This window comes from Rhizobium sp. CB3060 (genome assembly GCF_025200735.1).
GTDB lineage: Bacteria > Pseudomonadota > Alphaproteobacteria > Rhizobiales > Rhizobiaceae > Rhizobium.
This window is the reverse complement of record NZ_CP104159.1, coordinates 1,464,515-1,481,230: the sequence shown is the minus strand read 5'-3', so window position 1 is coordinate 1,481,230 and position 16,716 is coordinate 1,464,515. Positions and strand designations below refer to the sequence as shown.

The 16,716-nt window shown below is 58.9% G+C and carries 20 protein-coding genes; 8 read left to right on the top strand and 12 right to left on the bottom strand.

Annotated features, from left to right (window positions below):
* Nucleotides 1-235 precede the first annotated feature (235 nt).
* From N2601_RS26195 to N2601_RS26180, 4 genes are all read left to right on the top strand, one after another.
* Nucleotides 236-1,300: a glycosyltransferase family 2 protein gene (locus N2601_RS26195; protein ID WP_260304266.1), complete on the top strand. Its 1,065-nt coding sequence runs from the start codon at nt 236-238 to the stop codon at nt 1,298-1,300.
* Between the two features lie 72 nt (nt 1,301-1,372).
* A complete protein-coding gene (locus tag N2601_RS26190; RefSeq protein ID WP_260304265.1) occupies nt 1,373-2,659 on the top strand; it encodes a DUF763 domain-containing protein in 1,287 nt (428 codons plus the stop codon).
* A gap of 76 nt (nt 2,660-2,735) precedes the next feature.
* Nucleotides 2,736-2,948: a hypothetical protein gene (locus tag N2601_RS26185; RefSeq protein ID WP_260304264.1), complete on the top strand. Its 213-nt coding sequence runs from the start codon at nt 2,736-2,738 to the stop codon at nt 2,946-2,948.
* A 112-nt stretch (nt 2,949-3,060) separates the two neighbouring features.
* On the top strand, nt 3,061-3,999 hold the full coding sequence (locus N2601_RS26180) for an NADP-dependent oxidoreductase (protein ID WP_260304263.1): 939 nt from the start codon (nt 3,061-3,063) through the stop codon (nt 3,997-3,999).
* A 98-nt stretch (nt 4,000-4,097) separates the two neighbouring features.
* Here the strand turns inward: N2601_RS26180 and N2601_RS26175 are convergent, their stop codons facing one another.
* On the bottom strand, nt 4,098-4,490 hold the full coding sequence (locus tag N2601_RS26175; RefSeq protein WP_260304262.1) for a GFA family protein: 393 nt from the start codon (nt 4,488-4,490) through the stop codon (nt 4,098-4,100).
* 254 nt (nt 4,491-4,744) lie between these two features.
* Here N2601_RS26175 and N2601_RS26170 point away from each other — a divergent pair, with 254 nt between their 5' ends.
* Nucleotides 4,745-4,936: a hypothetical protein gene (locus N2601_RS26170; protein ID WP_245464099.1), complete on the top strand. Its 192-nt coding sequence runs from the start codon at nt 4,745-4,747 to the stop codon at nt 4,934-4,936.
* 96 nt (nt 4,937-5,032) lie between these two features.
* Here the strand turns inward: N2601_RS26170 and N2601_RS26165 are convergent, their stop codons facing one another.
* The gene (locus N2601_RS26165) at nt 5,033-5,761 is read right to left on the bottom strand and encodes an esterase family protein (RefSeq protein ID WP_260304261.1); all 729 of its coding nucleotides are present in this window, start codon (nt 5,759-5,761) and stop codon (nt 5,033-5,035) included.
* The gene (locus N2601_RS26160) at nt 5,758-6,717 is read right to left on the bottom strand and encodes an acetylxylan esterase (protein WP_260304260.1); all 960 of its coding nucleotides are present in this window, start codon (nt 6,715-6,717) and stop codon (nt 5,758-5,760) included. The genes N2601_RS26165 and N2601_RS26160 overlap by 4 nt, the downstream gene beginning before the upstream one ends.
* A 247-nt stretch (nt 6,718-6,964) precedes the next feature.
* Here N2601_RS26160 and N2601_RS26155 point away from each other — a divergent pair, with 247 nt between their 5' ends.
* On the top strand, nt 6,965-7,279 hold the full coding sequence (locus tag N2601_RS26155) for a co-chaperone GroES (RefSeq protein ID WP_260304259.1): 315 nt from the start codon (nt 6,965-6,967) through the stop codon (nt 7,277-7,279).
* A 55-nt stretch (nt 7,280-7,334) separates the two neighbouring features.
* The gene (gene groL / locus N2601_RS26150) at nt 7,335-8,963 is read left to right on the top strand and encodes a chaperonin GroEL (protein ID WP_104827296.1); all 1,629 of its coding nucleotides are present in this window, start codon (nt 7,335-7,337) and stop codon (nt 8,961-8,963) included.
* A 156-nt stretch (nt 8,964-9,119) separates the two neighbouring features.
* Here groL and N2601_RS26145 read toward each other — a convergent pair whose 3' ends face one another.
* The 9 genes from N2601_RS26145 to N2601_RS26105 form a co-directional block, all read right to left on the bottom strand.
* A complete protein-coding gene (locus N2601_RS26145) occupies nt 9,120-9,293 on the bottom strand; it encodes a hypothetical protein (protein ID WP_181316012.1) in 174 nt (57 codons plus the stop codon).
* Between the two features lie 169 nt (nt 9,294-9,462).
* Nucleotides 9,463-9,795 carry a cytochrome C oxidase subunit IV family protein gene (locus tag N2601_RS26140; RefSeq protein ID WP_104827295.1) on the bottom strand — a complete coding sequence of 111 codons (333 nt, stop codon included), beginning with the start codon at nt 9,793-9,795 and terminating at the stop codon, nt 9,463-9,465.
* A gap of 10 nt (nt 9,796-9,805) precedes the next feature.
* Nucleotides 9,806-10,528 (bottom strand): heme-copper oxidase subunit III family protein, encoded by a 723-nt coding sequence (locus N2601_RS26135; protein ID WP_260304258.1) that lies wholly within the window; start codon nt 10,526-10,528, stop codon nt 9,806-9,808.
* A gap of 12 nt (nt 10,529-10,540) precedes the next feature.
* Nucleotides 10,541-11,248, bottom strand: a complete 708-nt coding sequence (locus N2601_RS26130; RefSeq protein ID WP_260304257.1) for a cytochrome c oxidase subunit 3 — start codon at nt 11,246-11,248, stop codon at nt 10,541-10,543.
* Nucleotides 11,245-13,023, bottom strand: a complete 1,779-nt coding sequence (locus N2601_RS26125; RefSeq protein ID WP_260304256.1) for a cytochrome c oxidase subunit I — start codon at nt 13,021-13,023, stop codon at nt 11,245-11,247. Before N2601_RS26125 ends, N2601_RS26130 begins: the two co-directional genes overlap by 4 nt.
* Before the next feature lie 55 nt (nt 13,024-13,078).
* Nucleotides 13,079-13,894 carry a cytochrome c oxidase subunit II gene (locus tag N2601_RS26120; RefSeq protein WP_260304255.1) on the bottom strand — a complete coding sequence of 272 codons (816 nt, stop codon included), beginning with the start codon at nt 13,892-13,894 and terminating at the stop codon, nt 13,079-13,081.
* A gap of 232 nt (nt 13,895-14,126) precedes the next feature.
* Nucleotides 14,127-14,513: a c-type cytochrome gene (locus tag N2601_RS26115; protein ID WP_260304254.1), complete on the bottom strand. Its 387-nt coding sequence runs from the start codon at nt 14,511-14,513 to the stop codon at nt 14,127-14,129.
* 103 nt (nt 14,514-14,616) lie between these two features.
* The gene (locus N2601_RS26110; protein ID WP_260304253.1) at nt 14,617-15,432 is read right to left on the bottom strand and encodes a DUF2189 domain-containing protein; all 816 of its coding nucleotides are present in this window, start codon (nt 15,430-15,432) and stop codon (nt 14,617-14,619) included.
* A 196-nt stretch (nt 15,433-15,628) separates the two neighbouring features.
* Complete coding sequence (locus N2601_RS26105; RefSeq protein ID WP_104827288.1) at nt 15,629-15,937, bottom strand: hypothetical protein; 309 nt, start codon at nt 15,935-15,937, stop codon at nt 15,629-15,631.
* 253 nt (nt 15,938-16,190) lie between these two features.
* Between N2601_RS26105 and N2601_RS26100 the strand changes: the two genes are divergently transcribed.
* Entirely contained in the window at nt 16,191-16,640 is a 450-nt protein-coding gene (locus N2601_RS26100; RefSeq protein ID WP_260304252.1) for an ester cyclase, read from the top strand.
* Nucleotides 16,641-16,716 lie beyond the last annotated feature (76 nt).

Here is a 16,716-nt window from a genome sequence, read left to right as displayed (position 1 = left end):
CCGGCCGGCGTCGAGCCAGGGTTCCGTAACGTGATGGTCATTCAAAAGCCATAAAGCTGGGGAGGCTCGGGGCGGTATAGACAGATCAAACGTCTCTTCGCCACCCATCGGCAGCATGTCTGTGACAGCAGCTTTTCAGCTTTGGAGAGTTGCGCTCGCCGGACCGGGTTTCAATCCACAGGACCTGAATGAGTAGGTTCGCCGCGACCAAAGCAGATTTGCGAGGTTCAATGCGATGCACCCCATCACAGACCGTGTTCCAGTTTCCATTATCATTTCGAACTACAATTACGCGCGCTTCCTACCGCGCTGCATCGACAGCGCGCTGGAGCAGAGTTACGACAATACGGAAGTCATCGTCGTCGACGATGCCTCGACCGACGATACGGTCGGTGTCCTAGCTTCCTACGGGTCCCGAATCAGGACCTGCTTGAAAAAGACGAACGGCGGGCATGGAGCGGCGTTCAACACCGGTTTTGCAGCGAGCCGGGGTGAGGTCGTCCTCTTTCTCGACGCCGATGATTATCTCTACCCGAACGCCATATCGGAGATCATAGACGCCTGGGAAGACGATGCCGTCCAGGTGCAGTTCAGATTGCACATGGTCGATGAGGACATGCAGGTAAAGGACGTATTCCCACCTCCGGAGCTCCCGTTCGATTCCGGCGACGTCACCCCAAAGCTGCTGCAGAGGGGACGGTATCAGACGACCGTTACCAGCGGCTTGGCCTTCAAGCGCTCGGCTCTGGAGGTGGTCATGCCAGTTCCGGAGACGGATTTCCGCCAGGGCGCCGATGGCTATCTCGTCACCGTAACGCCTCTTCATGGAAAGGTGACGTCGATTGAAACCTGCCTTGGAGCTTATCGCATCCACGGTGCCAATCACTCCGTCTTTGCGGAGAAACTCGGCCAGCGCGCACGCTGGCGAATGGAGCATGACTTCCATCGGCTTGATGCCTTGTCGGATCAGGCGGCCGAGATCGGCCTGACGGTGCCGGAGGACGTCAATCTCCACGACCCCGTTCATTTGGAAGAGCGGCTGGCGTCGCTTTGCATGGACAAATCCAAGCATCCCATGGTCAGCGATTCCAGATTTGCGCTCGGTACCGCCGGTGCCGTCGCCAGCCTGGAAATGAATGCCTCACTCCGGCGGCGCGCGATGCTGGCGGCGTGGTTTCTTTCGGTCGGCGTTCTTCCCGGCCGCATGGCGAAGGCGATCTTGTCGTGGAAGCTGGTCGCCTCATCGAGACCCGCCTTCCTGTCGCGCCTTTCGAAAACCATCCGCCACGCCATCGGGTAGGTTTTTGCAGAGCATGGCGCAATCCGGTCGTCGGTATTACATTGCGTCGATCTGAGACGGAGTGCGATGAACTTGGCGCAAAGAGCTGGCAACGCTGATCTTCCCCTGCATGGTGGGCGGGTACCAAAATGGCTCGGCGACCGGATGACGCGCTTGGGCGCCGTGATTACCGAGGCGGTGGTCCAACATTATGGGCGCGACGAACTGCTGCGGCGGCTCGCCAGCCCTTTCTGGTTCCAGTCCTTCGGCGCCGTCATGGGCATGGACTGGCACTCCTCGGGCATTACCACCAGTGTCCTCGGCGCGCTGAAACGCGGTCTGACGCCGCTCTCCGGCGAACTTGGAATTCACGTCTGCGGCGGCCGCGGCGCTCAGTCGCGCAAGACGCCGGACGAACTTGCTGCCATCGGCAATCGTGTCGGCATCGACGGTGCAGCACTCGCGTCGACAAGCCGGCTTATCGCCAAGGTGGATAGCGCGGCACTTCAGGATGGGTTTGATCTCTATCTGCACGGTTTCATTGTCACGGACGACGGCAAATGGGTCGTCGTTCAGCAGGGAATGAACGGCGATCGACGGCAGGCGCGGCGGTATCATTGGCTTTCCGAAGGGCTGACGAGCTTTCTCGATTGCCCGCATGCGGCGATCGAGGGAAGAGACCAGGGCCGGATCGTCAATCTCGCCGATCGGCGTGCCGACCGGTCGCGCGCAGGTCAGCTCGATCTGCTGTCATCGTTAGGCCCGGACAGGATCGTGCGCGAAGTCGCCGCGCTGGAGGCAGGGCCGAGGGCAGTTGCCGAAAACAACGCGCAACCCATGTTGCCACATCTGATTATGCCGGCCCATCACGATGTTCGCGAAACCGATGTGAACATGCGGCGCCTGCACGGGAACCTGGCGGCAGCCGCCGATCGCGGGCCGGTGGATTTCGAGAGCTTGCTGCTGACGCCCGGCGTCGGCGCCAGAACGGTCAAGGCACTGGCAATGGTTGCCGAGGTCGTGCATGGCGCCCCCTACCGCTTCTCCGATCCCGCCCGCTTTTCGCTGGCGCATGGCGGCAAGGATCGTCACCCGTTCCCAGTTCCGTTGAAAGTCTACGACGAGACCATCAAGGTGATGAAATCGGCAGTGCGGAAAGGGCGGCTCGGCCGTGACGAGGAGCTACAGGCGCTGAAGCGCCTGGACGATCAGTCCCGCATGCTGGAGCGATATGTCACTGGCCCCGACCTCAAGGAGATCGTTGCCGGCGAATTCGACAGGTCCGCTTTTTACGGGGGACGCAGCGTCTTCGGCTGGGAGCCTCCCGCCCATCCCGAAGACGAGACGGAAAGGCGCCGGCAGCCTTCAAAAGGCGGATAAGGGGCTTCCGCACTGAAGGGAACATAATCCCTGCTCGATTGTTGACGTTCATATGATCGGCGCAAGGAGCAGGACGATGATGACGAATGCTGCAAAAGAACTGGCGACGGAATATTTGCGGTTGGGCGGCCATCGTTTGCTGGTGATGGACGACAACATCCTATCGACGAATTGCTGGGAGCCGGACACGCCTGAGGCGGAGAGCTTCTGGAGCGAGCGCATCGAGACGCTGAGCCTCAGACGCCGCAATGAGGTGATGTCCTTCCTGCCGTCAATCAACGCCGTCTGATCCAGGCCGGCCATCGGCAATCTCTGAAACGCGCAGTGTCCGCACAGCGCCAGCGAAAGACGATTGCGGCCGACCGGCGGGATCTCATTCTCAAACCGTGAGGAGAGAAACGATGAGCGTCATGAAAGCTGTGCGCATCCACGCATTCGGCGGTCCGGAAGTCCTTCGCCTCGAGGAAATCGAACGTCCTGAGCCTAAGATCGACGAAATCCTGATCCGGGTCGAAGCGGCCAGCGTCAATCCTGTCGACTGGAAGATGCGCGAAGGAAACTATCCGGCTGTCCAGGAAGAGGATTTGCCCTACGTGCTCGGCCGAGACGTCTGCGGAACGGTCGAGAAGATGGGGGACGGGGTCGCTGCATTTCGGCCAGGCGACGCGGTCTACGCCTTTCTCAATCCGAGGCACGGCGGCTATGAACAATTCGTCATCGCCAGGCCGGAAGAAATAGCGCCGAAACCGCGATTGATGAACCCGGTGCAGGCTGCCGCAATTCCGCTGGCGGGCATCACTGCATGGCAGGGCCTGTTCGATCATGGCGAGCTCCAGGCCGGCCAGCGTGTCCTCATCCATGGCGGTGCGGGCGGCGTCGGCCATTTGGCGATTCAATTTGCAAAGGCAAAAGGCGCCTGGGTCGCGACGACGGTTTCCAGCGCCGACATGGATTTCGCGCGCTCCCTCGGGGCCGATCAGGTCATCGATTATAAGAGCGAGCGCTTCGAGGACGCGATAGAGCCCGTGGACATGGTGTTTGATCTGATCGCTGGCGAAACCCAGGATCGGTCGTTCGGTGTGGTAAAGCCGGGTGGAATCCTCGTTTCGACGCTGACCCAGCCCGACAAGAACCGTGCCAGCGAGCTCGGGATACGCGCCGTTCGCTATACGGCGCAGCCGAACGGCGCGCAGCTTGCCGAAATCAGCCGCCTGATCGAAGAGGGAAAGGTGCGCGTGGAGGTTCGCCGCGTCTATGCGCTCGAACAGGCCCGCGCGGCGCAAGAGGCAATTCAAAACGAACATAATCGCGGCAAAATCGTCTTGCGGGTCGAGCATTGAGGCACGCCTCATCGGTGAGACGCGCCTAACCTGCGTGTTTACCCAATGCCCCAATCTTATGGAGATTCGTGCATTTTCGATATGCGCGGCAGTTCGTCTTAAAGTTTGGTCTGATCGGCTAGCCGGTCTTGGTCATATTGCTCCGCTCCCGGCAGAGGCTTCAGCCAGCTTTCGCGCCGCTTTACCCAAAGTTCGTAGGTCGGAACCATGTCGGTCGGCGCGATATCGAGGCTTCCGAGCTTGATCTCGGCTTCGACGTCGTCAATCGCAAAAACATGCGATCCACATTGAGGGCAGAACCTCCGCCCTTCGTAGACGGCTGTCTCGCCCGTCGTCGAGAAAGCTTCAGCCTTCCATATTCCGAAAAACGTAAAGGCCGAGCCGCTTTCCTGTCGGCAGTCGGTGCAATGGCAGATGCCGACGCGGTTCGGCTCGCCGCTGACGGAATAGCGCACCCTTCCGCAGCGGCATGCTCCATGTCGCAAAGTCATTTCAAAAGCCTCCGTTCGCTTTTTTTTGGCCAGGACAACATGAGCGCAACCTGACACCTCATGTGAACGGGAAACACGCGACATTGGCGAAATGTTCCCGGTATCGACAACCGACGCCGACGACGCAGCCCCATGGCAAAAATTGACCGATCACCCAAATTGATTAACGAACGTAGTTAATTTTTTAATAATTTTGTGTTTGCTCATGGAACTAAGCGCGGGGCTAGCCGTTTCCGCGCCGCACCGGAGGAAACATGATGAATTTCAAAATCGTCACCGCTCAGTCCGAAGTGGAAACCGAAGACACCGGAACCTATCCGGATGGCATGATGGAACACGATCGTATCGACTTTTCCTCAAGTCGCGAGAAGCGTAACCGCAGATCTCACGAGCGCGATTACGGTGCCAGCAAAAAGCTTGCGCCTATTCCGGTCGGCTTGGTGTAAGCCGGCCGTTCGGTGATACCTGGATCGCTTCGGGACCACATCTCGCGGCGATAAAGCCTCCGCGGGTCTAGCTTCGGCCGCTGCTCTGGCCGGTCGTCAAATGTACAGCGCCGCCATTTTACGCCAGGCACCGGCCCGATGGGCACGCCCGCCCCAGACATACAGTTGATGTCCGACCTGTTTGTCGACGAGAAGCCGGCTTAGGTGGCGGTTGTTGTCGAGGAAGGGATCGGCGTCCCCGATGGTGAAGACGATGTCGATCTGGCGCAGCCTTTCAAGCTGCCACTCGCAGGCAAGCCCTGGAAGGAAGTGCATCGGCGTGTGAAAATAGATATCGTCGTCGTAGTAACCCTCGAAGAGATCACCAAAGGATTCGACCTTCATCGTCAGATCGTAACGGCCTGAAAAAGCAACCAGCTTGCGAAAGAGGTGAGGGTGGCGAAAGACGAGGCTGGCGGCCTGGAAAGCGCCGAGGCTGCAGCCGTGCACGATGGTGCAGTCATGAGGGTTTTTCTGCGCCATCAGCGGCAGAACTTCGTTCAGGATATACTCTTCGAAGGCGGCGTGCCGGCGAATGCGCTCGGCCGGATGGTGCCGGGATCCGTAAAAGGTCTCGGTGGCCAGACCCTCTATACAGTAGAGCTGCAGATAACCGGCCTGTAATTTGTCGGCAAGGCTGGCAACGACGCCAAGCTGCTCATACTCCCAGAAACGCCCGTCCCTCGTTGGAAACATCAATACCTTGGCGCCGGCGTGGCCGAACACCAATAGCTCCATCTCTCGATGCAGGCGCTGGCTGTACCAGCGCAGGTATTCCCGATTCATGGCACCTTGAAAAATCGTCGGACTTTTTCATGAAGGAGCGCATTCTGCTCGCTGCTGCCAACATAATCGAAATGGCCAGCGTCGAGGATGAAGATTTCGTTAAATTTTGCCAACGAATTCGCGACAGCGAATTGGCAAGGCGGTGCCACCGCCGGATCGAAGAGTGCCGGAGCGACGAGCATCGGAACCTTGATGCGGGCAGCCGCGCTCGCCGCATCGAACAGGCGCAAGGTCTCAAGCACGCTTTCGTGCTTCTTCTGGTATGCCTGGACGGATTGGGCGCTGCCGATTGTCGGCAAGGTCATCCACAGCGACCGGTGCCCGAAGGTCGGGACCACGAGATGCCCGCGATCGATCCGGGTATCGAAAGGGATCGCCAGCGCCCCGATACCGCCGCCGAAGCTGATGCCGCTATAGCCGATATGCCCCGCCAGCCAGGGATAAAGGGCAACAAGCGTCGAGACGGCAAGCCACAGATCGTCGACGCAGCCCCCGATAATGTAGGAATCCGGCTTTTCGATACCGTAGAGAACATGCCCGCCGGGATCGTTCGGAATCGGCGGATGAGCGCTGAGGGACAGCCCGCGAAAGCAGGGGAATAATACGGCCGTATCTTTCACCGGCAAATCGAGGTCGGGCAGATCTCGCCCGCCATAGCCGTGCCCGACGACGAGGCCGCGCCGCACCGGCCCATCACGGGGAAGAAGCAGCCAGCCGCCGATCTGAAACGCGCCGGTCGATGTGTAGGTCATGTCGAGAACATGCCAGTCGGGATGTTCGATTTTGCTGCGAAGGAGTTTCGGCTGAGGATCGACCGCAGTCGCGCGCCGATACCGCTCGGTCCAAAAATCGTCGAAACCCGGCGCCGCCTCCGGCGGTTCGATCGCGAGGAGCTGTTTAAGCTTCATGCCATAGGTTGGATCGAAGGCGAAAGGATGTGTCGTTGGAACGCTCATGTGATGCTTGTCCCGTGAAAGAATGGGCGAAGCAAGGCCGGAACGTTCGCAATACTGACAAAACCTCTTTCGATCACATTAGCAGTCGAAGATATAGAGTGCTAAAATCTTGCTCGTCTCCTTGAAAACGCAATTTCCGGAGCCAGATCAAATTTCACCGGAAGCTGGAGGGCTTCGGGACCTATCCGGACGGTTGTCTGACCCGATCAAGGGGCATTGATCATCATTGTTTGCCATGGAGGAGAACATGACGTTCCGACCGCTTCACGATCGCATTCTCGTTCGCCGCGTCGACTCTGAAGAAAAGACCAAGGGCGGCATCATCATCCCCGACACCGCCAAGGAGAAGCCGCAGGAAGGCGAAGTCATTGCCGTCGGTCCCGGGGCTCGCAATGAGGCCGGTCAGATCCAGCCGCTCGATGTCAAGGCGGGAGACCGCATCCTGTTCGGAAAATGGTCCGGCACGGAGATCAAGATCGACAATGAAGACCTGCTGATCATGAAGGAAAGCGACGTTTTAGGTATCATCGACGTCCAAGCGGCAGACCAGAGGGCCGCCTGAGCCGTTTTCTTTCAAGCATTAGTCAAAACTGTGCCGCCTATGGAGGAGTAAAAAAATGGCTGCCAAAGAAGTCAAATTTCACACCGATGCTCGTGAACGCATGATGAAGGGGGTGGATATTCTCGCCAATGCGGTCAAGGTGACGCTCGGTCCGAAGGGTCGTAACGTCGTCATCGACAAGTCCTTCGGCGCCCCGCGCATCACCAAGGATGGTGTCACCGTCGCCAAGGAAGTCGAACTGGAAGACAAGTTCGAAAACATGGGCGCCCAGATGCTGCGAGAAGTCGCCTCCAGAACAAGCGATATCGCCGGTGATGGCACGACGACCGCAACCGTTCTCGCCCAGGCCATCGTTCGCGAAGGCGCCAAGGCGGTCGCCTCAGGCATGAACCCGATGGACCTCAAGCGCGGTATCGACCTTGCCGTCGACGCCGTCGTCAAGGAACTGAAGACCAACGCCCGCAAGATATCCAACAATTCCGAGATCGTTCAGGTCGGCACCATCTCAGCCAATGGCGACCCGGAAATCGGACGCTATCTCGCCCAAGCGATGGAAAAGGTCGGCAACGAAGGCGTCATCACCGTAGAAGAAGCCAAGACTGCGGAAACCGAACTCGAGGTCGTTGAAGGCATGCAGTTCGACCGCGGCTACCTCAGCCCCTACTTCGTGACCAACCCGGAAAAGATGCGGGTGGAGTTGGAAGATCCTTATATCCTGATCCACGAGAAGAAGCTCTCCAATCTTCAAGCCATGCTACCGATCCTGGAAGCTGTGGTGCAATCGAGCAACCCGCTTCTGATCATTGCCGAGGATGTCGAAGGCGAAGCGCTTGCGACGCTCGTCGTCAACAAGCTGCGGGGCGGCCTGAAGATCGCCGCCGTCAAGGCTCCTGGCTTCGGTGATCGTCGCAAGGCCATGCTGGAAGACATTGCCATCCTGACGGGCGGCACGGTCATTTCCGAGGATCTCGGCATCAAGCTGGAAAGCGTCACGCTGAATATGCTCGGCCGTTCCAAGAAGGTGATGATCGAAAAGGAGAACACCACCATCATCGATGGAGCCGGAGCGAAGAGCGAGATCGATGGGCGTGTCACGCAGATCCGTGCCCAGATCGAAGAAACTACCTCCGACTACGACCGCGAAAAGCTGCAGGAACGCCTTGCCAAGCTCGCCGGCGGCGTCGCCGTCATCCGCGTTGGCGGCTCGACCGAAATCGAGGTGAGGGAAAAGAAGGATCGCGTCGACGACGCTTTGCATGCGACACGCGCCGCCGTTGAGGAAGGTATCCTGCCAGGTGGTGGCGTGGCGCTGCTGCGCGCCGTCAAATCGCTCGACGGGCTGAAGGCAGAAAATGACGACCAGCGCGTCGGTGTCGAGATCGTCCGCCGCGCAATCGAAGCGCCTGTCCGCCAGATTGCCGAAAACTCCGGCGCTGAGGGCTCGATCATCGTCGGCAAGCTGCGCGAAAATGCCGATTTCTCGTTCGGCTGGAACGCTCAGACCAACGAATATGGCGACCTCTACGCCATGGGCGTGATCGACCCAGCCAAGGTGGTGCGCACGGCGCTGCAGGATGCAGCCTCCATTGCGGGGCTATTGGTGACGACAGAAGCGATGATCGCAGAGAAGCCGAAGAAGGACTCCGCACCGGCCTTGCCCCCCGGCGCCGGAATGGACTTCTGAGAATTCCGAGGTGGCTCGCCTGCTCGGGCGGGCCATCGTCGCGGAGATTGACGAAGACGCTCGGACAAACGTTTGGCTCTGTCCGGGACTTTGTATGCCTATGCTCTTGGCGCCTCGGGGAGGTTGGGCGCTATGCTGGTCTGACTTACAATGGAACTAGTTGCTTCCATCGTTCTTGCGCGCTTTGGCACTGTCATTGCTGGATGACGAGATTGTCTTGCCGTCAGGCTGCTGACCAAAATAGGTTCCGCCTAGATGGCCACCGGCGCTGGTGTTTTTTACTTGTCGTTCGGCTCGCTTCTGGAGCTTGTGAACGTCGCTTTTGCTCATTTTTTGTCTCCATTGTTCAAGTCGTACGTTGGAACAACTGAGACAGGCGGGATGGGTTCCCCAGATTTTCGAGATCGAAATCTTCAAAAACTCGTGCGAGGAAGGGCGGGAACCGGCAAGCCGCTCCTCGCTACCGGCTCCACTATCGGCAATATGGCCGCTTCATCCCCTATTGGCCGGCGCCGAAAAAGGCGAGCCGGTTAAGCGCCGTATAGTGCGATTCCGATACCATCAGAGCGACGAAGACAAGCACCAGGACCGGCGGAACCAGGATGGCGTAGATCAACGCCAGCCGTTCCCACGCCATGTGCATGAAGACAGCGACGATCAGTCCCGCCTTCAGGATCATGAACAGCAGGATCAGAAACCATCGGAAATAGCCCTGAATGCCGAGATAGTCGACGAGATAGGAGAAGGTGCTGAGGACGAAAAGCAGCCCCCAGACCACCATGTAAAGCCGTATCGGATGCTGCTGCCCGGAATGTGCCTGCGTCTGTGCCATGATGCCATCCTCACCACAGATAGAAGAATGCAAAAATAAAGACCCAGACCAGATCGACGAAGTGCCAATAAAGCCCCATGATCTCGACGATTTCATAATGGCCCTTGCGACTGGTGAAGAACCCGCGTCTTCCCTGATCGAAATCTCCCCGCCATACCTTGCGTGCCATGATCAGGAGAAAAAGGACGCCGATCGAGACGTGGGTGCCGTGAAAGCCGGTGATCATAAAAAAGGACGAACCGAACTGCGCCGCACCCCATGGGTTTCCCCAGGGGCGGACGCCCTCCGTAATCAGTTTGGTCCATTCGAATGCCTGCATTCCGACGAATGTCGCGCCAAGGGCCGCCGTCACCAGCATCAGCACGGCCGTCTTGCGGCGATCATGGCGGTATCCGAAGTTGACGGCCATGGCCATCGTGCCGCTGCTGCTGATGAGGACGAAGGTCATGATTGCGATCAGGATGAGCGGGATTTCCTGGCCGCCGATCTTGAGCGCGAAAACCTCGCTGGGATTGGGCCAGGGGACGTTGGTCGACATGCGCGCCGTCATGTAGGCCAGCAAAAAACACCCGAAAATGAAGGTGTCGCTCAGGAGGAAGATCCACATCATCGCCTTGCCCCAGGAGACGTTCTTGAACGCCCGCTGGTCCGATGACAGATCGGCCGCGACGCCGCGCAATCCCGCTGGCCGCAGAAGTGGATCGTGTACCGGTCTTTCTATGGATTCGGTCATCGTCGAAGCTCCTCAGGTGACCAATTGACGGCAGAGATCGGCGAAACTGTTTGCCCAGCCGGCGAAGAGCGCAAAAAGAACCAGCCAGACAACGAGCATGAAATGCCAGTAGATGGCGCAGAGATCCACGCTCAGGCGGATTCTTGCCGGCGCGTGGTTGGCGGCTTGGGCGCGGATTGTCGTCCGTCCGAGCACGAAAAGGCCGCCTAGAATGTGCAGGCCGTGCAGCCCGGTGATCATGTAGAAGAAACTGTTCGATGGGTTGTCCGCAAGGAAGTAGCCGGCCGCAACCAATTGCCGCCATGCCAGAAGCTGCCCGGCAAGGAAGAGCACAGCCAGCACGAACGCCACGGCTAGCGCCGTGTTCAGCATCTCGCTGCGCCCAAGACGGGCTTCGGTTTTTGCCCATTGCAGTGCGACGCTGCTGGCGGCAAGCGCGGCGGTATTCACCCAAAGCAGCCGAGGGATCGGGATGCTCCACCAATCGGAGCCGCTGAGGCGTGTAAGATAAGCGCTGATGAGGAGCGTGAACAAGGCGCCGACGACGGCGAGAAAGATGCCGAGGCCGACTTTCGCCGCTGTCGCCGGCGATCCCCGCATCTCCGGCGCATCGCCTGCCAAACCCGTCTCCAACCAGGGCTTCGAGGTCAGCCGCTGCCGCACCATCCACCAGGCGATGATGCCGAAAAGCCCAGCCATGAAGATGAGAATGGCGCTCATGATGGCGCCCTTTCGGGCAATCTGCTCGGCGCCGGCTGGTTCTGCGGCAGGAAGTCCTGATCCGCGCCGGGGACACTATAGTCATACGGCCAGCGGTAGACGATCGGCAGCTCCTTGCCCCAATTTCCGTGCGCAGGCGGCGTCTGCGGCGTCTGCCATTCCAATGTCGTTGCCCGCCACGGATTGCCGCCCGCCTGCCGGCCCCAGCGAAGGCTCCAGGCGAGATTGAACAGGAACAGAAGCTGAGCCGCGCCGACGATCAGTGCGGCGACAGTGATGAACATGTTCAGCGTATGCGCCGACGGTGGAATGAAGGCCGTTTCGCCCAGTTCGTAATAGCGGCGCGGCACGCCCATCAGGCCGAGATAGTGCATCGGGAAGAAGATCGCATAGGCGCCGAGGAAGGTGATCCAGAAGTGGATATGGCCCATCGTCACGTTCAGCATGCGCCCGGTGATTTTCGGATACCAATGATGGATTGCGCCAAAGATCACCAGGATCGGCGCGACCCCCATCACCATATGGAAATGGGCAACGACGAACATGGTGTCGGACAGCGGCACGTCAACGACGACATTGCCGAGAAAGAGGCCGGTCAGCCCGCCATTGATGAATGTGACGATAAAGGCCAGGGCAAACAGCATCGGCAATGTCAGGTGGATATCGCCGCGCCAGAGCGTCAGCACCCAGTTATAGACTTTGATTGCCGTCGGAATGGCGATGATCAAGGTCGTGGTCGCGAAAAAGAACCCGAAGTTCGGATTCATGCCGCTGACATACATATGATGCGCCCATACGATGAAGCTCAGCGCGGCAATGATGACGATCGCCCAGACCATCATCCTGTAGCCGAAGATGTTCTTGCGCGCATGAGTGCTGATCAGGTCCGAGACGATGCCGAAGGCTGGGAGCGCGACGATATAGACTTCGGGATGACCGAAGAACCAGAAGAGATGCTGGAACAAGATGGGGCTGCCGCCCGCTTGCTGCAACTGCTGGCCCATCTCGACGATGGCGGGCATGAAGAAGCTCGTACCGAGCAAGCGGTCGAACAGCATCATGACGGCCGCGACGAAAAGTGCCGGGAAGGCGAGCAGCGCCATCACGGTTGCGGTGAATATGCCCCATACCGTCAGGGGCATCCGCATCAGTGTCATGCCGCGGGTGCGTCCCTGCAGCACGGTGACGACATAGTTCAGCCCGCCCATGGTAAAGCCGATAATGAAGAGGATCAGCGACGAGAGCATCAGGACGATGCCCCAGTCACGCCCTCCAGGCGTACCCGATAGAAGAGCCTGTGGCGGATACAACGTCCAGCCGGCGCCGGTCGGCCCGCCGGGCGCGAAGAAACCGACGACCAGCACGATGACCGCAAGCAGATAGAGCCAGTAGCTCAGCATGTTCGCGTAAGGAAACACCATATCGCGGGCGCCGAGCATCAATGGGATCAGATAGTTGCCGAATCCGCCGAGGAACAGCGCCGTCAGCAGGTAGATCACCATGATCATGCCGTGCATGGTGATGAACTGATAATAATGCTCCGCGTCGATGAAGGAGAAATAGCCGGGAAAGCCGAGCTGCAGGCGCATCAGCCAGGACAGCACCAGCGCCACCATGCCGATCGAAATGGCGGTCAGGGAATACTGAATGGCGATGATCTTGGCATCCTGACTGAAGACATATCTCGTCCACCAGCTTTTCGGATGATAAAGCTCCACATCCTCGACTTCAGCGGGCTGGATGACCTGCTCGGTGCCGGACCCAATATCGACCATATTCCATCCTCCCTATTCCTCCGACGCGGCCTTCCTCCTCAAGTGCCGATGGCACTTACTTGGCCGTCGACTTTTCCACGGACGCCAGCGATTTCGCGAAAGTCGGCTGCTGCTGCAGCCAGGCTTGATAGGCGGTATCGGTATCGACGACGACCGTGCCGCGCATCTGCGGATGACCGACGCCGCATAATTCCGCGCAAAGAACTTCGAAGGTTCCCGTCCGTGTTGGTGTGAACCAGTAATAGGTCACCGTACCGGGAATCATGTCCATCTTGGCCCGGAATTCCGGTACGTAGAAATCGTGCAGAACGTCGATCGAACGCAGAAGCATCTTGACCGGCTTGCCGGCGGGGATGTGCAGCTCGCCACCTTCGACGATGACGTCGTCCAGTCCCGCGGGATCGCTCTTGTTCAAGCCGAGCGGGTTGTCCGGGGTCACATCGCGCGTGTTCGCCCGCCCGAGCTTTCCGTCCGCGCCCGGCAGCCGGAAGCTCCATTGCCATTGCTGACTGACGACTTCGACCTCGCTGGCATCGGGCGGCACCGTGACGAACTGTTTCCACACGAACAAGCCCGGCGCGAGCATTGCTGCCACGCCGATTGCCGTTCCGGCGGCGAGCCACCATTCCAACCGCTTGTTTTCGGGCTGGTATGCCGCCCGGTTTCCGGCGCGGTGCCTGAAGCGGAGCACGCAATAGGCGATGAACAACACGACGACCGTGAAAACCACGCCGGTGATCCAGAACGTGATGACGATCGTGTTGTCGATATAGCTCCAATTGGACGCGATCGGCGTCCACCACCAAGGGCTCAGCAGATGGAACCCGATCGATCCCACCACCAGCAGAACGAGAATCAATACGACAGCCATCGTCTCCTCCCTGACCCGGCCGCGAACGTTTCCACAATCTCATCGCGAAACGTTTTAGTATTATCTCATGAACAAATCACCCGGGCAATTGCGGCAAAGGTAGTGGTGATCCAGCCGAACCGCACGCAGCATACCCACGCCGCGGACCGGAAGGGGACATGCCGTATTGAACCGAACTCCCGCCGATCCGACCGGCGACGCAGAAAACAGCTCGTCCATATCAGGCATCTCGCTATTTGGAGTATTGCTTCAGATAGGCGATCAGATTGGTAATCTCGGTATCGTCCTTCAGGCCGACGAAGGTCATTTTCGTGCCCTTCACCTTCGCCTGGGGGGCGTGCAAATAGTCGCGGAGCGTCGTCTCGCTCCACACCAGGCCGCCCTTGCCCGCCTCTTGCATGGCCGGCGAATAGGCGAAATTCGGGTGTGTTCCGGCCGTCCTGCCGAACAGGCCGTTCAGCGACGGGCCGACCTTGTTCTGGTCCGTTTCGGCTACATGGCAGATGGCGCATTTCTTGAAGACGGTGGCGCCTGCCGTGGCATCACCCTCCTGCGCGAGGGCATCAAATGAAAAAGGAATGGCGAAAAGCAGACAGATCGGAAGAAAGCGGTAAGACATGGCAATCCTCATTCTCTTCATCGCTATCCCAACCAAGGCGACTGTCATCTGGCAAGTCGCAACGGCTTGGAGGATGATGCCGGAGTAAATTTCCTTTGCGAATTCAAGGCGTGCGGTTCGGGTAGGCGGGGGCAATCAATTTTCGATACAGGTGCCAGGTCGAATGCCCGAGGATAGGCATGACGACTGCAAGGCCGGCAAAGATCGGGATGGTGCCGACGACGAGCAATGCCGCGACGATCAATCCCCAAAGGGCGACCGGTCCTGGATTGGCAAGGGTTGCGCGTATGCTTGCGTCGATGGCTGCAACGGCGCCGATATCCCGGTCCAGCAGCAACGGGAAGGTCACCACCGTCGTCGCCAAAACAATAATTGCGAAGATAAAGCCGGCCAGGTTTCCCCACAGCATCAGCGAGAAACCGCGCGGGGTCGTCAGCACGTCCGATAAAAAAGTGGAGATCGAGGTCAGACCGGCCTCATCGAAGGTCATGGCGTAGATGAGCTGTGCGACGATCAGCCAGGCGACGAAAAGCACGAGCAGCATGAGACCGACTGCAATGATCGACGGCAGCGCCGGCGAGTGGCGAACCTCCAGGGCATGATGCCAGGAACTATCCAGTCCCTGCTCACGGCGTCGACTGATCTCATAGAGACCGATGGCCGCGATCGGACCAATTAGAGCAAAGCCCGACATCAAGGGATAAAGCAGCGGTAGCAGGTCGGCGCCGGAGCTCCACATGACCAGAAAGATGCCTGCTATCGGGTACATAAGACAGAGAAAAACATAATGGGATGGTTTCTCTCTGAAGTCATCAAGTCCCGACCTCAGTGCATCCATAAGGTCCGCGATACCAATCTTGCGGACTTCGGGGCGCGCAAATTCGCCCTTCGCACCGGCCATGACATGGAACGCCGCCATAGCAACTCTCCTCCTCCACCATGGTCCGGTTGGCGGTGCGAAGGCGCCCGGCAAATTTTTACCGACACGTCAAACCGCAACCGGTAGTCTAGTTTTATCAAATCTAAATGCCTTTGTCGCCTATTCCTTAAATTAGATGTTCGTCATTTCTAGCGGCACCGGCGCGGCGACGATGCGTGCCGCTGCATGCGCCTAGTCACGGGCGCAGATCGGTGCTGGAGCGGCAAACCCAAATGGCGCAATTCCGCTGGTCCCTCGATGGCACAGAACTTCGTTCGCCGAAGCCGTTGCCAAGGCAAACATCGGAATTGGCAACGGCGCGATCATAAAGCAGGGCACCGGAACCCCGCGCCGACGGATATTGCAGGATGACCGAGCGGTTTGCCTGAACGAAGGATTGAATTTCGGAACACGACCTTGAGGCCGTTTGCAGCCGCTGGATAGCGGATGCCGGAGAGGCTGCGAAGATCGCGAATGCGACCAGCGTGGTGATTTGAGCTTTCATCTGCGTTCTCCCTCTGTAACAGGCGAACTTTCCCACCGATCCGGTCCGCCGGCACCCCGTTCCTTGCTTTCAAACTCAAGCATCTCTCTTTACGTGTCGTCTGTCATCATGCGCGGCCGTAAAGCACGCGTTGGACGGATTCGATTGCGGAGCAAGAACCGGAGTTTTGACGCTGGCGGATCGGCCTATCCCTTTGCTCAGGTCGTCGATCGAGATCGATGATCCCCAATGGATACATCAAAAGGAACTTCACATGAGCAAAGAACAGGACAACAAGGCCATCGTCGCGCGCTGGTTCACCGAATTCTGGGGTGAGACCTGCAACCTGTCTGTCGTCGCTGACCTCGCCACACCGGACATGCTGTTGAAGTATTCGCTGCATGAGCCGCGTCGCGGCCATGAGGACATCAGGGATTTCATGACCGGTTTCCGCGCGGCATTCCCTGATCTCAATTTCTGGGGCACCGCCGACCTCATTGCCGAAGGCGACTATGTCGTCGGCCAGTGGGAGGGCGGCGGCACGCATACCGGTCCGGCGTTTTCCGACTTTCTGGTCGGATCGTTGCCGGCTGCGACTGGTCGCAAGATGCACTTCACCGGCACCACTATCCTGCGCATCGAGAATGGCAAGATCGCCGAGGAAATCGGCCTCGACGACGGTGTGACCGCGCTCACGCAGCTTGGCCTCATTAAGGCCGCCTGATGGCAGGTCGCCGCCCATCTTTCGGGCGGCGACCTTCGGATAATCTCCGCTCACGCAGGAATCGGGTGGCTGCGCG